The sequence below is a fragment of the Pseudomonas zeae genome (genome assembly GCF_014268485.2).
Taxonomy (GTDB): domain Bacteria; phylum Pseudomonadota; class Gammaproteobacteria; order Pseudomonadales; family Pseudomonadaceae; genus Aquipseudomonas; species Aquipseudomonas neuropathica.
The window spans coordinates 5675755-5692992 of record NZ_CP077090.1 but is presented as its reverse complement, the minus strand read 5'-3'; the positions used below and the strand labels follow the sequence as shown (position 1 = coordinate 5692992).

The following is a 17238-nucleotide window of genomic DNA, read 5'->3' as shown; positions in this document are numbered from 1 at the left end:
GATTCATGGGTGTACAAGTCAAATGGTTTGTATAACTTTTTTCTGTTGAGCGCGGTTCACTGTGGGAGCGAGCTTGCTCGCGAATACGGATTAACATTCAACAAATTCATTGATTGACACACCGCCTTCGCGAGCAAGCTCGCTCCCACAGGGGACGCTATTTACTTCCAGCCCTGCAGCCATTCAGCGTTGTTTTGTAGCGTCTGCCAATCGAGTCGCTCAGCACGTTGGGTCAACACCGCCTGCAACTCAACCTCCAGCACCGTGCCTTCCTCGTCGCGAAACAGCTCTGTCACCAGAAAGTGTTTTTCACGATTCTGCGGATGGGCTGCTGTCCATTTCGACAGCAGCAATTTACGCGGATTGATGCGGTTCATTGCAGGTGTTCGTGCAAGCGTCGCGCTGCTTCCTGGCCACTGAGCCAAGCGCCTTCGACACGGCCCGACAGGCACCAGTCGCCGCAGGCATACAAACCCAGATCGGCATCGGCCAGGGTGCCCCATTCGTGACCCGTCGCCGGACGTGCGTAGAGCCAGCGGTGGGCGAGGCTGAAGGTTGGCGCGGGCATGGCGCTGTGCAGCAATTCGGCAAAAGCACCGTGCAGTTGCTCGATCACAGCTTCCTTGGACAGGTCGATGTGCTGCCGGCTCCATGCGCTGCTCGCATGCAGCACCCAGGTGTCGAGTGTGTTGTCACGTCCGGGTTTGCTGCGGTTGCGTGCCAGCCAGTCGAGCGGACTGTCCTGCACGAAGCAGCCTTCAATGGGCGTATCCAGCGGTGTATCGAAGGCGAGGGCGACAGCCCAGGTCGGGTCCATTTTCACCCCGGCGGCGGCCCCGGCAAGTTTCGGCGCTGCGGCCAGCAAGGCTGTCGCTTGAGGGGCCGGCGTGGCGATCACCACGTGGCTGAACGGGCCATGGGTGAAGCCTTCGGCGTCCTGCAAGTGCCAGTGCTCTTCACCGCGAAAGACCTCGGTGATGCGGCAGGCAAAGTGCACTTCCAGGCCATCGAGCAGTCCACGAGTGATGGCGCTCATGCGCGGTGTACCGACCCAGCGCGTCTGCTCGTCCGGCGACAGATTCAGTTGCCCGCCCTGATACGTGTAGAGCTGCGGTGTCCACTCGGCGACCCAGCCCAGGCTTTGCCAACGCTGCACTTCGGTGACGAAGCGCCGATCACGCGCGGTGAAATATTGCGCGCCCATGTCCAGCGAACCGGCGTCACTGCGTTTGCTCGACATGCGCCCGCCGCTGCCGCGACTTTTATCGAACAATTGCACGGTATGCCCGGTCTCTGTCAGAGCCTGGGCGGCGGAAAGTCCGGCGATGCCGGTGCCAATGATTGCGATAGGTACAGTCATAGGGGCCTCGTTTACCTTTCTGTACAGACTACGCCGTGGATGAAACCTGTACAATTTTGTTTTTTGGTATAACTTCTAGCGTTCTCGATCTGACAGCTTGGCCTATGGTTAAACAATAGAGCCTGCCCGATAGAAAAGATCCCTGCTTATAAAAATAGACTAGTGATCCGGGTTAAACGCCACGCGAGGAAGATGTCATGCACATATTGCTGACCGGCGGTACTGGTTTGATCGGACGTGCGCTCTGCCGACACTGGTCGCAGCAGGGCCATCGCCTGACGGTCTGGAGCCGAAAACCGGAGAAAGTCGCGAAAATCTGTGGTGCGCAGGTGCGGGGTATTGCGCGTCTGCAAGACCTTGGCGATGAGCCTGTGGACGCGATCATCAATCTGGCCGGTGCGCCGATTGCCGATCGGCCGTGGACCCATCGACGCAAAGCGTTGCTGTGGAGCAGCCGTATCACGCTCACGGAAACCCTGTTGACCTGGCTCGACACGCGCGCACAGAAACCAGCGTTGCTGATCTCCGGATCAGCCATTGGCTGGTATGGCGATGGCGGTGAGCGCGAATTGACTGAAGATTCACCGCCGGTGATCGACGATTTCGCCAGCCAGTTGTGCATCGCTTGGGAAGAAACCGCGCAACGTGCCGAGGGGCAAGGCATCCGTGTGGTGCTGGTGCGAACCGGTCTGGTGCTGTCGGCGGAGGGCGGCTTTTTGTCGCGGCTGTTGCTGCCATTCAAACTCGGGCTCGGCGGGCCTTTGGGCAATGGCCGACAGTGGATGCCGTGGATTCATATCAACGATCAAATCGCCCTGATTGATTTTCTTCTGCATCGTGATCAGGCCAGTGGTCCTTATAATGCGTGCGCGCCGAAACCTGTGCGCAATCGCGAATTCGCCAAGACGCTGGGCAGCGTGTTGCACCGCCCGGCGTTCATGCCGATGCCGACCCTGGCGCTGAAGGTCGGCCTCGGTGAGATGTCATTGCTGTTGCTCGGCGGCCAGAAGGCTATGCCGGCACGCTTGCTGGAAGCGGGTTTCACTTTCCAGTTCACGGATTTACGTGCGGCCCTGGACGATCTCTCCAGCCGCCTCTGAAATAGGACGTTGCATGACCGATCACGCCTTGCTTCTGGTCAACCTGGGTTCCCCGGCCTCAACCTCAGTGGCCGATGTGCGCCGCTACCTCAATCAATTCCTGATGGACCCGTATGTGATCGACCTGCCATGGCCGGTGCGGCGTTTGCTGGTGTCGCTGATTCTGATCAAGCGCCCGGAGCAGTCGGCACATGCCTATGCGTCGATCTGGTGGGAAGAAGGTTCACCGCTGGTGGTGCTCAGCCGGCGCCTGCAACAGCAGATGAAGGCGCAATGGAAGCAGGGGCCAGTGGAGCTGGCGATGCGTTATGGTGAGCCGTCGATTGAAACCTGCCTGCTGAAACTGGTGGCGGCGGGGCACAAGCGCATCACGCTGGCACCGCTGTATCCACAGTTCGCCGACAGCACCACGACCACAGTGATCGAAGAAGCCAAGCGGGTGATCCGCGAAAAGAAACTCGACGTGCAACTGTCGGTGCTGCAGCCGTTCTACGATCAGCCGGAATATCTGGATGCGCTGGTCGAAAGCGCCCGGCCGCATCTGCAGCAGGATTACGATCACTTGCTGCTGAGCTTCCACGGTCTGCCTGAACGGCATCTGACCAAACTCGATCCGACCGGCAATCATTGCTTCAAGAATGAAGACTGCTGCAAGAACGCCTCGCCTGCGGTATTGGCGACCTGTTATCGCGCGCAATGCCTGCGTACTGCGGCGTTGTTTGCTGAGCGCATGGGCCTGCCGGATGGCAAATGGTCGGTGTCGTTTCAGTCGCGTCTGGGCCGCGCCAAGTGGATCGAACCCTACACCGAGGCACGGCTGGATGAGCTGGCGAAAAGCGGCGTGAAGAAAATACTGGTGATGTGCCCGGCGTTTGTCGCCGATTGCATCGAGACGCTGGAAGAGATTGGTGATCGCGGCAAGGAACAGTTCCGCGAAGCGGGGGGCGAAGAGTTGCTGCTGGTGCCGTGCCTGAACGACGACCGGCAATGGGCGAAGGCCTTGGCGACCCTCTGCGAAAGAGCACCGCTGGCGCTCTAAAAGCCAAAAGCTTCGTCGGAACGCCGCCCGAAGCAGGCTCGCTCCCACATTTGAATGCATTTCCAATGTGGGAGCGAGCCTGCTCGCGAAAGCTATCTTTCAGGCAGCGACGATCTAAAGGCTTAGATCAGCGGCTCATCCGCCTTCTTGTTCTTCCAGCCATCATTGCCCGGCAGAATCAGGTTCAGCGCAATAGCCACCACCGCGCACAGCGCGATCCCTTTGAGGCCAAAGTCGTCCGGACCGGTACCGGTGCCGACCAGCACACCGCCAATGCCGAACACCAGCGTCACCGAGACAATCACCAGATTGCGCGCTTCGCCCAGATCGATCTTGTGACGGATCAGGGTGTTCATCCCCACTGCCGCGATCGAGCCGAACAGCAAGCACAGAATCCCGCCCATCACCGGCACCGGAATGCTCTGCAGCAGCGCGCCGAACTTGCCAATGAACGCCAGGCTGATAGCGAAGATCGCCGCCCAGGTCATGATTTTCGGGTTGTAGTTCTTGGTCAGCATCACCGCACCCGTCACTTCGGCGTAGGTGGTGTTTGGCGGGCCGCCGAACAGACCGGCGGCGGTGGTGGCAATGCCGTCGCCGAGCAGGGTGCGATGCAGGCCCGGCTTTTTCAAGTAATCGCGACCGGTCACGCTACCCACAGCAATCACACCGCCGATGTGTTCAATGGCCGGAGCCAATGCCACTGGAACGATGAACAGAATCGCCTGCCAGTTGAATTCCGGCGCGGTGAAGTGCGGAATCGCAAACCATGGCGCTGCGGCAATCTTCGCGGTATCAACGACACCGAAATAGAACGCCATGGCAAAACCGACCAGCACGCCGGAAATGATCGGCACCAGGCGGAAGATGCCTTTACCGAACACCGCCACGATCAATGTGGTCAGCAATGCCGGCATCGAGATCAGCATCGCGGTCTGGTAATGGATCAGTTCAGAACCATCGCCAGCCTTGCCCATCGCCATGTTCGCGGCAATCGGCGCCATGGCCAGACCAATGGAAATGATCACCGGACCAATCACCACCGGTGGCAGCAAGCGGTCAATAAAGCCCGTGCCTTTGATCTTCACGGCCAGGCCGAGGAAGGTGTAGACGAAACCGGCTGCCATCACACCACCCATGGTCGCGGCGAGGCCGAACTGGCCCTTGGCGAGAATGATCGGGGTGATGAAAGCGAAGCTCGACGCCAGAAACACCGGCACCTGACGCCCGGTGACGATCTGGAACAGGATCGTCCCCAGACCCGCGGTAAACAGTGCCACGTTCGGGTCCAGGCCCGTGATCAGCGGCATCAGCACCAGGGCGCCGAAAGCCACGAACAGCATCTGGGCGCCGGACAGCACCGTGCGCCAGAGCGGATCGTTGAACTCTTGCTGCATGGTCACGCGTCCTTCTGCTTGGTGCCGAAGATCTTGTCACCGGCGTCGCCAAGCCCTGGGATGATGTAACCGTGCTCGTTCAAGCGCTCATCGATGGACGCGGTGTAGATGGTCACGTCCGGGTGAGCCTTTTCTACGGCGGCAATACCTTCCGGCGCGGCAACCAGCACCATGGCGCGGATGTCTTTGCAGCCGGCTTTCTTCAACAGATCAATGGTCGCCACCATCGAGCTGCCGGTAGCGAGCATCGGGTCGATGATCATCGCCAACCGTTCGTCGATTTCCGGAACCAGTTTTTCCAGATAAGTGTGCGCTTGCAGGGTTTCTTCGTTGCGAGCAACGCCCACAGCGGAAACCTTGGCACCCGGGATCAGGCTCAGCACGCCTTCAAGCATGCCGATGCCGGCGCGCAGGATCGGCACGACGGTGATCTTCTTGCCGGCGATTTTCTCGACCGACACGGTGCCGCACCAGCCTGCAATATCGTAGGACTCCAGCGGCAAATCTTTGGTAGCTTCATAGGTCAACAGGGCGCCGACTTCCTGAGCGAGCTCACGGAAGTTCTTGGTGCTGATATCGGCGCGGCGCATCAGGCCGAGTTTATGACGGATCAGCGGATGGCGGATCTCGAGGATGGGCATGGAAAAACTCCGGCGGCGGGCAAAAAAACCGGCCTAGATTAATCTATCCGAGGGTGATGTCCTATAGGACATTCTGTACGTTAGTCCATAAAGGCTTGATTCGGCCTCAATGGATGCGTACCTTTGCCCGCTTTTCCGAAAACATCCCCCCCTGGAGAGCGCCATGTCCGCTGATCTCGAGCATATCCGTCAAATCATGCGAGAGGCTGACTGCCTGTACACCGAAGCTGAAGTCGAGGCCGCCATCGCCCGCGTCGGTGCACAAATCAACGAACAACTGGCTGACAGCAATCCGGTAGTGTTCTGCGTGATGAACGGCGGGCTGATTTTCTCCGGCAAACTGCTGACGCATCTGCAGTTCCCGCTGGAAGCCTCCTACCTGCACGCGACCCGTTATCGCAACGAAACCAGCGGCGGCGACCTGTTCTGGAAAGCCAAGCCGGAAGTTTCGTTCATCGACCGCGACGTGCTGATCATCGACGACATCCTCGACGAAGGTCACACCCTCGGCGCGATCATCGACTTCTGCAAACACGCCGGTGCGCGCAAAGTGCACACCGCCGTGCTGATCGACAAGGATCACGACCGCAAGGCGCGTCCTGACCTGAAAGCCGATTTCGTCGGCCTGCCGTGCATCGACCGCTACATCTTCGGTTACGGCATGGACTACAAAGGCTACTGGCGCAACGCCAACGGGATCTTTGCCGTTAAAGGCATGTAATCCGCGCCTCGATCTAAATGTGGGAGCGAGCTTGCTCGCGAAAGCGGTGTATCAGTCGACATCTGTTTTGAATGTCAGTCCGCCTTCGCGAGCAAGCTCGCTCCCACAGTGTTTTTGTGTGTGCTGATCCATCCGCGATACCCATGCTAGAGTGCTCGGCCCCGCCCTCCGGAGCCTGTCATGCGCCTCTTGATCCGCAGCTTTGCCGCCTTGTTGCTGACTCTCAGCCTGCCGCTGTCCGCCGCGCCGATGCACAGTCAATTCCTGCCGCCGGACGATCTGACCGTGCGCGATGCCGAGCCCGAGCAGCAGCAACTCATGCAGGTCACCGATTACTCCGTGGTCGTCGGCGCACAACGCCAATCCAATCAGCAGCCGATCCCGGTCACTTCACCGCTGCTGATCCGCCTCAAGGGCAAATCCCTGAACAAGGGCGCGACCATTACTCAGGTGCTGGTGAATTTCGACGGTGAAAGCAAAAGCCTGAAAAAGCCGGTTTATGACGACAAGAGCAAAACCCTCACACTGTTTTATCCACAGGCCCAATACCGCGTGATCATCGATCTTCTGCGCAACGACACCGTGTACGTGCAGTTCCTCAGTTACGCCAACGGCCACATCTGGGCCGATTTGCACACCGGGGCGGTGCGATCGCGTTGAGCCGGGCGGCCGGGCAGGGGTAAACTGCCCGCCCCGTGTAATGTCTGCGAGCTGGAGTCGGCAATGCGTAAAGATAAGAAACAAGTGATTGGTGACGAGATCGGCGATGAGCAGATCAAGCTGTTCCTCGATTTTGAGCCGGTCGACACCACTTCGCCGTCGCTGCACAAACTGATCAAGGCTTATCGTGGCCTGCGCATTGATGATTTCGAGCGCTTTCTGGGCTTCTTCGTTGCAGCTGGTTACGACGTTGATGGCAAGGACGAGCAGGGCAAGACCTTCGTTGAGCTGATCGCCGATCAGCGCAATGCCCCGGAATACATCGAGCTGATCGAAAAGTCCCGCACCTGAGACTTTTCCCAGGCATAAAAAAACGCCCCGCACTCACTGAGTACGGGGCGTTTTTTATACGGCAAGATCAAGCGTAGCTTGGGGTCTCGCTGCTTTCTTCAACCAGTTCCAGCGCGATGTTGTTCTGCGTGTTGATCTTGCGATACAGCGCAGCATCGGTTTCCAGGACCTTTTCACGGGCCGGGAATATTTCCGCCAGTTTGCCAGCCCACTCACCCTTGGCCTTGGCCGGGAAGCATTTCTCGATCAGTTCCAGCATGATCGAAACCGTCACCGACGCGCCCGGCGAAGCGCCGAGCAGGGCGGCGAGGGAGCCGTCCTTGGCCGACACCAGTTCGGTACCGAACTGCAGGATGCCGCCCTTTTTCGGGTCTTTCTTGATGATCTGTACCCGTTGGCCGGCCACTTCCAGGCGCCAGTCTTCGGCTTTCGCCTCCGGGTAGAAGCGGCGCAGGGAATCCAGACGCTGTTCCATCGATTGCATCACTTCGCTGACCAGGTACTTGGTCAGGTCCATGTTGTTTTTCGCCACGGCCAGCATCGGCCCGATGTTGCCGGCGCGAACCGACAGCGGCAGGTCCATGAAGGAGCCGTGCTTGAGGAACTTGGTGGTGAAACCGGCGTATGGCCCGAACAGCAGGGACTTCTTGCCGTCGACTACGCGGGTGTCCAGGTGCGGCACCGACATCGGTGGCGAACCCACCGCGGCCTGGCTGTACACCTTGGCCTGGTGATGCTTGACCACTTCCGGGTTGTCGCAACGCAGCCACTGGCCGCTGATCGGGAAGCCGCCGAAGCCTTTGCTTTCCTCGATGCCCGAAGCCTGCAGCAACGGCAGCGCCGCGCCACCCGCGCCGAGGAAAACGAACCTGGCGTCGACTTCACGGCTGCTGCCGCTGTTGACGTCCTTGATGCTGACGGTCCAGCCAGCGCCGTTACGCTTGAGGCCGGTGACGCGCTTGCAGTATTTGACTTGAGTGTCGGGAGCGCTGGTCAGGTGCTTGAGCAACTGGTTGGTCAGGGCGCCGAAGTTGACGTCGGTGCCGTTCATCACGCGGGTCGCGGCGAGGACTTCGTCCGGCGAGCGGCCCGGCATCATCAGCGGCATCCACTCGGCCATCTTGGCCTTGTCTTCGGTGTACTCCATGTCGGAGAACGCGTGATGCTTGTGCAGGACCTCGAAACGTTCCTTGAGGAAGGAAACGCCTTTGTCGCCCTGAACGAAACTCAGGTGCGGCACCGGGCTGATGAATGATTTGCACGAGCCGAACGTGCCTTTCTTGGTCAGGTACGACCAGAACTGCTTCGACACCTCGAACTGGGTGTTGATGTGCACGGCTTTCTTGATGTCGACGGTGCCATCGGCGGCTTGCGGCGTGTAGTTCAGCTCGCAAAGGCCAGCGTGACCGGTGCCGGCGTTGTTCCATGGGTTGGAACTCTCGGCAGCACCGGAATCCATCAGCTCGACGACTTCCAGCTTGATCGCGGGGTCGAGCTCTTTGAGCAGCACGGCCAGGGTGGCACTCATGATGCCCGCCCCAACCAGAACTACGTCGACTGCTTCGTTATGCGCCATTTAACGCGTCTCCAAAATCTGCAGCACCAAATTGTCGGCATGGCTGCCAGGCGTTCCGGGACAGGTCAGTGATGTCCAGGCTATCCATGGTCAGATTCGCCATGTCCGAATCTTCGCAATTTTTCGCAACTTCGACGGATGTATGCGGCTTGGCTTTCAAGAGCTCCATGAACTCATTTCAGCACGCAGCTGGCAATTCGACTTATGGTCGAGACATCCGTTTTTGTGCAACCAAATCCGTAGCGGACAGGCTTCAGGCTCCGATATTCGAGGTATACCCGGTCCTGTGTCGTTGGGCTGTTTCAGACGCTAATGGTGCATGTTCAGACGCAAAACTTTTCATTTGCTCGCCACACTCTTGTGAAGTTGTGAAAACCCGTTTTTTTCACGCTCTTTTGAAGACGTGAACCTCAAAAAAGGGCTGTCCAGGCCTGGCACCTTGCCCGAAGGCAAAACAACGCGGTGGCCGAGCGTCATGACAGCTCTGCAGATTCGCGAAAAGTGGGGTTTTTGCCGGAAGAACAGGCAAGCGCGCCAACTTCACTCGATCTGTGTGGGCGGCTCTCTGTGGGCGATTTTGGGTGTCGATGCATGCGCATTGACGCTGTTGCGGGGCCCGATCAGGAGACGTCCTTATAATCGGGGGGAGATTGTATCGAAGAAATGCGGGCAGTTGCTCGTGTTTAATGACTTTTATTAGGCATCCGGTCAGATGCTCAACATCGCTTGCACCCGTGCACGGGGCTGCGACACCATGACGCGGGCGCTGGCGGGCAGTGGCTGGTGCAACCAGTTGAGGCGGATTTCTTCGATTTCCACCCAACCGTCGCCCATTGGCTGCAGGCTGCACTGCTTGAATGCCTGGCAATGGCCATTGCGGTCGAGCAGGGCGAAGCTGCGGTGCAGCGGACGTGGGGCGAACAACGAGATCAGATAACGCATGATTGAGTACCTTGTGGGGGACTGATTGCAAGGTTGCCAAGGCGCCGTGACGTGAACGTGTATGCCGGGTGAATAATCTGTGACAGGAACCGCTTGCACACGGGTTTGTCAGACATTTCAGTATTCGCTGCCGGGCGCTGGTTACCCGCACTGGCCCACCGCTATACTGCCGGCCTGTTTGTGCCTGATTCTGGAGAGAAGAGCATGTTGCAACGCCTGTTGTTCGGTTTGATCACTGTGGCCGGTTTGACCCTGGCCGGCTGCGCCCACAGCCCGCAACAACTGAGCCCGGAGCCAAAGCTGACCACTCAGCTGCCAGCGGTCGGCCGTGGCCAGCCAGTCGTCGTGCGTGTGGTTGACGGTCGTCCGTCGCCAACGTTGGGCACCCGTGGCGGCCTGTACCCGGAAACCAGCGCTATCACCGTGCAGCGCGAGCAGATCCTGCCGAAGTTGCAGGCTCAGGCTGAAGCCGCCGTGCGTCTGCTCGGCTTCACACCGACCAACAACGCGCCAAATGCTCCGCAGTTGACCGTGACCCTGGCCGAGCTGAAATACCAGTCGCCGAAAGAAGGCATGTACGTGACCGAAGCGACCATTGGCGCAACCTTCCGCTCCGATGTGCAGAACGCCAACCGCCGTTATAGCGGCCGTTACGGTGCCTCGCTGGATCAGCGTTTCGGCATGGCGCCAAACCAGGAAACCAACACCAAACTGGTCAGCGATGTGTTGAGCGATGCGCTGACGCGTCTGTTCAAGGATCCGACGGTGGGTCAGGTTCTGGCTGAGTAAGTTTTCGGCGGATGTAAAAAAGCCCGGGATCAGCGATGAGCCCGGGCTTTTTTGTGGGACTTGAAATCGTACCCCCTCACCCCAGCCCTCTCCCCCAGGGGGGCGAGGGGGAAAGGGAGCCGATCTGTGTTGTGCCTGGGATCTGCATTCATCTCGGAGTTTCAGGTCGATTTGCGTTGTTCTTGAGATCTACATTCACCTCGGACTTTCAGGTCGATGTACCTCGACAAAACAACTCGGTCGGTTCCCTCTCCCTCGGGGAGAGGGCTAGGGTGGGTAAAGACCGGGTACATCCTTTACGTTTGAGACCGGGGACATGGTTTACAGGTATCAATCATGGTCAGGAGGTGCTGACCATGCCCTGGAAACAAGAGTCCCCAATGGATCAACGAGTGAAGTTAATTAGCGATTGGCTCAGCGGCAGCTACACCAAAAGCCAATTAAGCCGGCGGTATGGCGTCAGTCGTCCAACCATCGACAAGTGGCTGGAACGGTATGCAGCGTTGGGCGTGGATGGCTTGAAAGAGCAGTCGCGTAAGCCGCTGAATTGCCCTCACCAAACTTCCGATGAAATCATCGCCAAGTTGCTGGCCAAGAAAAACGAACATCCCGATCGGGGACCCAAGCAGATCATTGGTCGCCTGCGCGATTCCGATCCGCATATCCAATGGCCGGCGGCGAGTACCGCCGGGGAGTGGTTGAAGAAAGCTGGTTTGGTGGTGGCACGACGGCCCTATCCCCCGCGTCCCCGTGCTCCAACACATTTACGTCCGGTCGACGCGCCCAACCAGACTTGGTGTGCTGATTACAAAGGGCAGTTCAAAATGCAGGACGGTAATTGGTGCTATCCGCTGACCATTACCGATCAGATGAGCCGCTTTTTATTCGTCTGTCGCGCTTTGCCCAGTACGCACGGAGCGCCGACGCGGGAAGGCTTCGAGTGGGCTTTTCGAGAATATGGGCTGCCGGATGTGATCCGCACTGATAATGGCGCTCCTTTTGCGTCGACAGGTCTGGCGCGACTTTCGAAGTTATCGGTTTGGTTCATCAGGCTCGGAATCCATGTCGAAACGATTACACCTGGCCGTCCCGACCAAAATGGTCGACATGAACGGATGCATCGAACGCTAAAGGCAGCAGTGCCACCGGCGGAAAACCTGGTGCGCCAGCAGCTGGCTTTTCAGGATTTCATCCAAGACTTCAACCACCACCGACCGCACACCGCGCTGGGCATGAAACCGCCGGCATCTGTCTATCGCCCGTCGATACGCGCTTATCCCGGTTACTTGCCTGCGCTTGAATACGGTTCCGATGTTGAAGTACGTAAGGTTCGGTCAAATGGGGAAATTAAATGGAAAGGACAGCTGATTTTTCTAGGAGAGGCTCTAATTGGAGAGGACATCGCGTTGAAGGAAGTGGCTGATGACGCTTGGGAACTGTACCTTTGCAGCCACTGTTTAGGCAGGCTTGAAAGAGGCGCCAAACGCGTTTCAAGCCTGTAAAGGTGTAAACGATGTCCCCGGTCTAATTTGTAAAGGATGTACCGGTCTCTACAGTGAGGGTGCTTTTGCTTTTTCAGGCCGCCTGAGAATAAAAGTCGAGCACGCTGACACCCGTCAGCAAATCAGTCTCAGGCAAATCCGCATGCTGATGCCCGCCCAGCGCGCAATACACCAGCCAATGGCGATCCTGAACATTGAAGGCAAGGCTGCCGACGAGACTTTGCTGTTCGTCGTAAGGGGTGATGAGGTACAGACGATCCTGATTTTCAGCGTGAAGCATGTCGCGTTCCATGTGCGTTTCGAGGCGCGCATCTTGGTGTATCCACATGACGAAGCCGTGACACAGGGCAGCCATCGGTCGATTGTCAGGTTATTTGTCGCAAAGGCTGGGGTTGAACGGGCAGGTTTGGTTAGAATCCGCGCCGCAGTCGTCGATCTGGCGTCTGCCACACCGGTTCAGATAGAGGTCTGTGATGTCGCTGCACTTGATGACGCTGTTTACCGCCCATCCCGCCAAGTTGATCAACTTGCTGGCGTTGTTGTTGGCGTTTCCGGGGAGTTGGCTGCTGCACGCCACTCGTCGCCGTGAACAACGTGCGATGGCCAGCATTGCCGCTCAGCGCCAGGCGCAACCGAATGCCGAACCAATCCTTGATTGGGCGACTTTGCGCATGAACCGGTTTTTCTATCGTTTTGGTTTTGCTTGCCTCGGGCTGGCCCTGATCGTCTCCTGGATCAGCACGCGCTTCTGAAAGCTTCAGGCATAAAAAACGGCGCCCGAAGGCGCCGTTTTTGCGTCAGCTGGAAACCGCTTACAGCGGCAACCCAGCCTTGACCCGGTACTGATTGCGCACTGGCGTCGCATATTGCAGCACCAGATATGGACGATGCTCTTCCGGGCACGCATCCAGCCGGCTCTGCCATTCTTCCTGCGCCTTGGCCAGCTCATCCGCCGGGAACACCTCGGCAGCCTTCGGCACATTCAACTGCGGATCGGCATCGGCCCACTGCGCGTATGCCAGGTAATGCACCGGGAACAACCGGTAACCGCCGAGAATCTGCTTGTCCATTTCGATCGCCAATTGCTTGGTGTCCTCGAACAGCTCGGTGATCGGCGCGGCAAAGTTCACGTGCACCCGGCCCTTGTAGCCAGTGATGCCTTTGGCGATGCTCACGTCATCTTCGCCCGGCGCTTTCGCGTAAGTGCCGGTGGTGGCGCGGATGTACAACTCGCGAGCCTTGGCCTGGTCGCACGGGTCATATTCGTAGCTGATCGACACCGGGGTAACGTTCAGCGAGCGGATGACTTCGCCGAACGGCTCGTCCTTGCGGCTCATGTGGAACATCTTGAGGATCGCCGACTCGGTGCGGTCGTCGCCGTCCTTCGCCCGGCCTTCAGCCTGAGCGATCCAGATCGACGCGCAATCGTTGCGGATCGAGTGGTTGATGTACGCTGATAACAGTTGATAAGCGGCCATTTTCTCGCGACGGCCGGTGATCGAACGATGAACGATGAAACTCTTGTTCAGGCGCATCAGGTCGCTGACAAACGGCTTCTGCAGCAGGTTGTCGCCAATCGCAATGCGCGGCGTTGGCAGGCCGGCGTGGTACACGGCGTAGTTGACGAAGGCCGGGTCCATGACGATATCGCGGTGGTTGGCGATGAACAGATAAGCGCTGCCGGACTTGAATTGCTCGACACCGGTATAGGTCACGCCATCGGTGGCGCGCTCGATGGTGTGGTCGACGTAGGACTCGACCTTGTCCTGCAACGTCGCCACCGAAGTCACGTCGGCGAACTCACGACGCAGCCGATGGGCTATAAGTGGTTTGAGCATCCAGCCGAAGGCACCGGCAAAACGCGGGAAGCGGAAGTGGGTGAGGATATCTAGAAACGCCTTGTCGCCGAGCAGTCTTGCCAGTACCACAGGTACTTCGCTGTCGTCGTAAGGTCGGATGGCATCGAATTCGCCCATCATGCTCTCTTGTTGGAAACGGCTAGGGTAAGTAAAGGTTTTGATCGAAAAACCGCGGGGCACGGTCTGAAAAAGTAGCCAGACAAAAATAGCCCTGCAAATAGACCGGCGATTATACGCACAAGTCACTTGGGAGACCGCGATGCTGGAACCTGCTGAATACGAATGTCCTTATTGTGGGGAGCCTGTTGAGACGACGGTGGACTTGTCCGGCGGCGATCAGACCTATATCGAAGATTGTCAGGTGTGTTGCCGGCCAATCACGTTTGTCTTGCAGGTACACGAAGAGGACTGGTTTCTGGAAGTCTTCAGCGAAAACGAGTGAGGCGCGCCCATGCAGCGAATCTACGAGCCGGAAAACCTGATGGAAGGCGAAATGCTCAAGGGCATGCTTGCCAGCGAAGGCATCGAGGCGCATCTGGTTGGCCGCGATTTGCTCGGTGGTACGGGTGAATTGCCGATCTTCGGGTTGTTGGCACTGTCCGTCGATAACGACCAGGCCGAATACGCCCGCGAGTTGATCACCGCGTACAATGCCGCGCTGCCGCTGCCCGGCGATGAACCGGAGAGCTTCCCCGGGACGCTGGTCTGTTAGGCTGAGCTTCGTTTTACTTCAGAGTCGTGTTGCCCCATGTGTGGACGTTATGCCCTGTTTCGCTGGAACCGCGATTTCGCGGCCCTGCCAGGTTTTCCCGCCGATCAGCAGGCGCAGTGGAACATTTCCCCCAATGATTCGGTGTTGATGCTGCGTGCCGGTGAAGATGGCCAGCGCATCCTGGCCCGCGCCCGTTGGGGATTAACGCCGCCGTGGCTGACCGATCTGTCGAAAACACCGGCACATGCCCGGGCCGAGACGGTAGCCGAGCAGCCGATGTTTCGTGAGGCGCTACGCCAGCGTCGCTGCCTGCTACCGGCGAATGGTTTCTATGAATGGCGCGGGACCCAGCGCAAGCGCCCGTTCTGGCTGACGCCGGGGGAGGGCTCGTCACTGTTTTTTGCGGCGATCTGGGAGGCGTATCCGGTGCAGGAGCAGGTGTGGTTGAGTACGGCGGTGATTACTCAGCCGGCGTCGAGTCAGCGGCGGCCGTTGATTCTCGATGAGGCGGGGCAGGCGGCGTGGCTCGATCCCGAGACGCCGTTGCATGTGTTGCAGGGGTTGCTGGCCAGTGAACCGGCGGCGTTGCGTGAGCGGGTGTTGGCGAATCTGATCAATGATCCGAAACTGAATGGACCGGAGTGTTTGACTCCGGGTTAAAGCATTTAGATCAAAAGCCCCTCACCCTAGCCCTCTCCCGGAGGGAGAGGGGACTGACCGCGGGATATTGACGAAACACACCGACTTGAAAGCTTTTCACCGAATCCATAATCGCCACGATTTTTCAGGTCGATGCATGACTGGAGACAACTCGGTCGGCCCCCTCTCCCTCCGGGAGAGGGCTGGGGTGAGGGTGTCTTAACCTCAGACCTTGAACTGATTGATCAACCGCCGCTGCTGCTCCGCCAGTTTGGTCAAATCGGCACTCGCCGAACTCGACTCATCCGCGCCCCCCGCCACTTCATTGGCCACTTGCCCGATGTTGATCACATTGCGGTTGATGTCATCGGCCACCGCACTCTGCTCTTCCGCCGCACTGGCAATCTGCGTGTTCATGTCGTTGATCACCGAAACCGCCTGGGTGATCGTTTCCAGCGCTTCAGCCGCTTTCGCCGCATGCTGCACGCTTTCGTCAGTGCGGTTCTGACTGTCCTCCATGACCCGCACCACATCGCGGGTGCCTTGTTGCAGTTGCTGGATCATGCTCTGGATTTCTTCGGTGGCTTTCTGGGTTTTCTGCGCCAGATTGCGTACTTCGTCGGCGACCACGGCAAACCCACGCCCCTGTTCACCGGCACGCGCCGCCTCGATCGCCGCGTTCAGGGCCAGCAGGTTGGTCTGCTCGGCGATGCCGCGAATGGCGGTGAGAATGGCGTTGATGTTCTCGCTGTCCTTGGCCAGGGTCTGTACCACATCTACTGCCTTGCCGATTTCCAGCGCCAGCACGCCAATCGAATTGGACGTATCGCGGACAATCTGCATGCCCTGGCTGGCGGCCTGGTCGGCATGACTGGCCGCTTGTGCCGCCTGCGTCGCGTTCCGCGCGACATCCTGCGCGGTGGCGGTCATTTCCTGCACCGCCGTGGCGACCTGATCGATCTCGGCCATTTGTTTTTGAATGCCTATGTTGGTGCGAATGGCAATGTCGGCGGTGTGTTCCGAGGAATCGCTGACGCTCTGCACTGACGTCACCACCTGCGTGATCATCGCCTGCAACTTGGCCAAAAAGGTGTTGAAGCCCTTGGCGATCGAGCCCAATTCGTCGCTGCGATCACTGCTCAAGCGGCGGGTCAGATCACCTTCGCCCTGGGCGATGTCATTGAGCATGGCGACCATTTGCTTCAGCGGTCGGGCGATGCCGTGGCCGACCAGCCAGATCACCAGCAGGCCAATGCCGGCGATGAGCAGACCGACCATGGCCATGCCGAAGGTGTCGGACTTGCGTTGCGCATCGAGGTCGGCCTGCAGCTTTTGCAGATCCGCCATTACCGCGTTCAAAGGCAATTGCAGCATCAGTGTCCAGCGTGCGTCGGTCTGGCCGATGCCGAATGGCAGGTACAGTTCGATGCGACCCTTGTCCTTGTTGACCGAGTAAGTCACTTCGCCGCGCTTGAGATTGGCCATGTTGGCGGTCTGTTCGGCGTCGAGGATGTCGCTGACTTTTTCACCGAATTTGCTCGGGTCTTTGGTGTAGGCAACGATCCGGCCATTGCCGCCGATCAGGGCCATTTGCCCGGCGCCGCTGTAGAGCTTCTGGTTAGCAGCGAGGAGCATTTCCTGAATGAAGTTCACCGACAGGTCGGCGCCGACAATGCCCTGGAAGGCGCCGTTAAGCATGATCGGCTCGATAAAGGAGGCGAGCATGACGATCTTGTCGCCGACCTTGTACGGCGCCGGATCGATCACGCAGGATTTTTTGCTTTCTTTCGAGCACAGGTAGTACTCGCTGGCACGCACGCCGGTAGACAGGACTTTCTGGTCGTCGACGTCGACCAGTTTGTCCAGGCCAAGGGTGCCGTCATCGTTGCGGAACCACCACGGCAGGAAGCGCCCGTTGGCGGCATCGATCCCGACCACGCTGGTGCCGAT

At 58.7% G+C, this 17238-nt stretch carries 20 protein-coding genes and 1 pseudogene; 11 read left to right on the top strand and 10 right to left on the bottom strand.

Annotation, left to right across the window (positions count from 1 at the left end; translation table 11 throughout):
- Nucleotides 1-161 precede the first annotated feature (161 nt).
- Nucleotides 162-377, bottom strand: coding sequence for a TIGR02450 family Trp-rich protein (locus tag HU754_RS25080; RefSeq protein WP_093441373.1), 216 nt, complete (start codon nucleotides 375-377; stop codon nucleotides 162-164).
- The gene (locus HU754_RS25075; RefSeq protein WP_186624685.1) at nucleotides 374-1360 is read right to left on the bottom strand and encodes an NAD(P)/FAD-dependent oxidoreductase; all 987 of its coding nucleotides are present in this window, start codon (nucleotides 1358-1360) and stop codon (nucleotides 374-376) included. The genes HU754_RS25080 and HU754_RS25075 overlap by 4 nt, the downstream gene beginning before the upstream one ends.
- Nucleotides 1361-1557: 197 nt before the next feature.
- Between HU754_RS25075 and HU754_RS25070 the strand changes: the two genes are divergently transcribed.
- Entirely contained in the window at nucleotides 1558-2460 is a 903-nt protein-coding gene (locus HU754_RS25070) for a TIGR01777 family oxidoreductase (RefSeq protein ID WP_186624684.1), read from the top strand.
- Nucleotides 2461-2473: 13 nt separating this feature from the next.
- Nucleotides 2474-3499: a ferrochelatase gene (gene hemH / locus HU754_RS25065; protein ID WP_186624683.1), complete on the top strand. Its 1026-nt coding sequence runs from the start codon at nucleotides 2474-2476 to the stop codon at nucleotides 3497-3499.
- A 122-nt stretch (nucleotides 3500-3621) separates the two neighbouring features.
- Here the strand turns inward: hemH and HU754_RS25060 are convergent, their stop codons facing one another.
- Together HU754_RS25060 and upp are read right to left on the bottom strand one after the other, a co-directional pair.
- Nucleotides 3622-4896 (bottom strand): uracil-xanthine permease family protein, encoded by a 1275-nt coding sequence (locus HU754_RS25060; RefSeq protein ID WP_077574503.1) that lies wholly within the window; start codon nucleotides 4894-4896, stop codon nucleotides 3622-3624.
- A gap of 2 nt (nucleotides 4897-4898) precedes the next feature.
- Nucleotides 4899-5537: a uracil phosphoribosyltransferase gene (upp, locus tag HU754_RS25055; protein ID WP_007912842.1), complete on the bottom strand. Its 639-nt coding sequence runs from the start codon at nucleotides 5535-5537 to the stop codon at nucleotides 4899-4901.
- Nucleotides 5538-5700: 163 nt separating this feature from the next.
- Between upp and HU754_RS25050 the strand changes: the two genes are divergently transcribed.
- From HU754_RS25050 to HU754_RS25040, 3 genes are all read left to right on the top strand, one after another.
- Nucleotides 5701-6258 carry a hypoxanthine-guanine phosphoribosyltransferase gene (locus HU754_RS25050; RefSeq protein ID WP_008086142.1) on the top strand — a complete coding sequence of 186 codons (558 nt, stop codon included), beginning with the start codon at nucleotides 5701-5703 and terminating at the stop codon, nucleotides 6256-6258.
- A gap of 180 nt (nucleotides 6259-6438) precedes the next feature.
- The gene (locus tag HU754_RS25045) at nucleotides 6439-6918 is read left to right on the top strand and encodes a hypothetical protein (RefSeq protein WP_186624682.1); all 480 of its coding nucleotides are present in this window, start codon (nucleotides 6439-6441) and stop codon (nucleotides 6916-6918) included.
- 63 nt (nucleotides 6919-6981) lie between these two features.
- A complete protein-coding gene (locus HU754_RS25040; RefSeq protein ID WP_186624681.1) occupies nucleotides 6982-7269 on the top strand; it encodes a PA4642 family protein in 288 nt (95 codons plus the stop codon).
- 67 nt (nucleotides 7270-7336) lie between these two features.
- Here the strand turns inward: HU754_RS25040 and mqo are convergent, their stop codons facing one another.
- Nucleotides 7337-8845, bottom strand: coding sequence for a malate dehydrogenase (quinone) (gene mqo, locus HU754_RS25035; protein WP_093441341.1), 1509 nt, complete (start codon nucleotides 8843-8845; stop codon nucleotides 7337-7339).
- 708 nt (nucleotides 8846-9553) lie between these two features.
- Nucleotides 9554-9787 carry a hypothetical protein gene (locus HU754_RS25030; RefSeq protein ID WP_008086138.1) on the bottom strand — a complete coding sequence of 78 codons (234 nt, stop codon included), beginning with the start codon at nucleotides 9785-9787 and terminating at the stop codon, nucleotides 9554-9556.
- 204 nt (nucleotides 9788-9991) lie between these two features.
- On the opposite strand from HU754_RS25030, the gene HU754_RS25025 reads away from it, so the two are divergent.
- Both HU754_RS25025 and HU754_RS25020 read left to right on the top strand, forming a co-directional pair.
- Nucleotides 9992-10576, top strand: coding sequence for a YajG family lipoprotein (locus HU754_RS25025; protein ID WP_007912832.1), 585 nt, complete (start codon nucleotides 9992-9994; stop codon nucleotides 10574-10576).
- 356 nt (nucleotides 10577-10932) lie between these two features.
- A complete protein-coding gene (locus HU754_RS25020) occupies nucleotides 10933-12078 on the top strand; it encodes an integrase core domain-containing protein (RefSeq protein ID WP_116256756.1) in 1146 nt (381 codons plus the stop codon).
- A gap of 73 nt (nucleotides 12079-12151) precedes the next feature.
- Here HU754_RS25020 and HU754_RS25015 read toward each other — a convergent pair whose 3' ends face one another.
- Nucleotides 12152-12358: a hypothetical protein gene (locus HU754_RS25015; RefSeq protein WP_008083982.1), complete on the bottom strand. Its 207-nt coding sequence runs from the start codon at nucleotides 12356-12358 to the stop codon at nucleotides 12152-12154.
- A gap of 193 nt (nucleotides 12359-12551) precedes the next feature.
- On the opposite strand from HU754_RS25015, the gene HU754_RS25010 reads away from it, so the two are divergent.
- Complete coding sequence (locus tag HU754_RS25010) at nucleotides 12552-12830, top strand: hypothetical protein (RefSeq protein ID WP_016985168.1); 279 nt, start codon at nucleotides 12552-12554, stop codon at nucleotides 12828-12830.
- 60 nt (nucleotides 12831-12890) lie between these two features.
- On the opposite strand, the gene HU754_RS25005 is transcribed toward HU754_RS25010, so the two are convergent.
- On the bottom strand, nucleotides 12891-14054 hold the full coding sequence (locus HU754_RS25005) for a 1-acyl-sn-glycerol-3-phosphate acyltransferase (protein WP_186624776.1): 1164 nt from the start codon (nucleotides 14052-14054) through the stop codon (nucleotides 12891-12893).
- Between the two features lie 142 nt (nucleotides 14055-14196).
- On the opposite strand from HU754_RS25005, the gene HU754_RS25000 reads away from it, so the two are divergent.
- From HU754_RS25000 to HU754_RS24990, 3 genes are read left to right on the top strand one after another with little or no spacing between them, the layout of a single operon-like run.
- Nucleotides 14197-14379 (top strand): CPXCG motif-containing cysteine-rich protein, encoded by a 183-nt coding sequence (locus tag HU754_RS25000; protein ID WP_186624775.1) that lies wholly within the window; start codon nucleotides 14197-14199, stop codon nucleotides 14377-14379.
- A 9-nt stretch (nucleotides 14380-14388) separates the two neighbouring features.
- Complete coding sequence (locus tag HU754_RS24995; RefSeq protein ID WP_008083988.1) at nucleotides 14389-14649, top strand: putative signal transducing protein; 261 nt, start codon at nucleotides 14389-14391, stop codon at nucleotides 14647-14649.
- A 36-nt stretch (nucleotides 14650-14685) separates the two neighbouring features.
- Entirely contained in the window at nucleotides 14686-15309 is a 624-nt protein-coding gene (locus tag HU754_RS24990; RefSeq protein WP_186624774.1) for an SOS response-associated peptidase, read from the top strand.
- Nucleotides 15310-15513: 204 nt separating this feature from the next.
- Here the strand turns inward: HU754_RS24990 and HU754_RS29900 are convergent, their stop codons facing one another.
- Together HU754_RS29900 and HU754_RS29895 are read right to left on the bottom strand one after the other, a co-directional pair.
- A complete protein-coding gene (locus tag HU754_RS29900; RefSeq protein WP_408980847.1) occupies nucleotides 15514-16257 on the bottom strand; it encodes a methyl-accepting chemotaxis protein in 744 nt (247 codons plus the stop codon).
- A 111-nt stretch (nucleotides 16258-16368) separates the two neighbouring features.
- A pseudogene (locus HU754_RS29895) lies at nucleotides 16369-16566 on the bottom strand (HAMP domain-containing protein); the annotation flags it as partial.
- Between the last annotated feature and the right edge of the window lie 672 nt (nucleotides 16567-17238).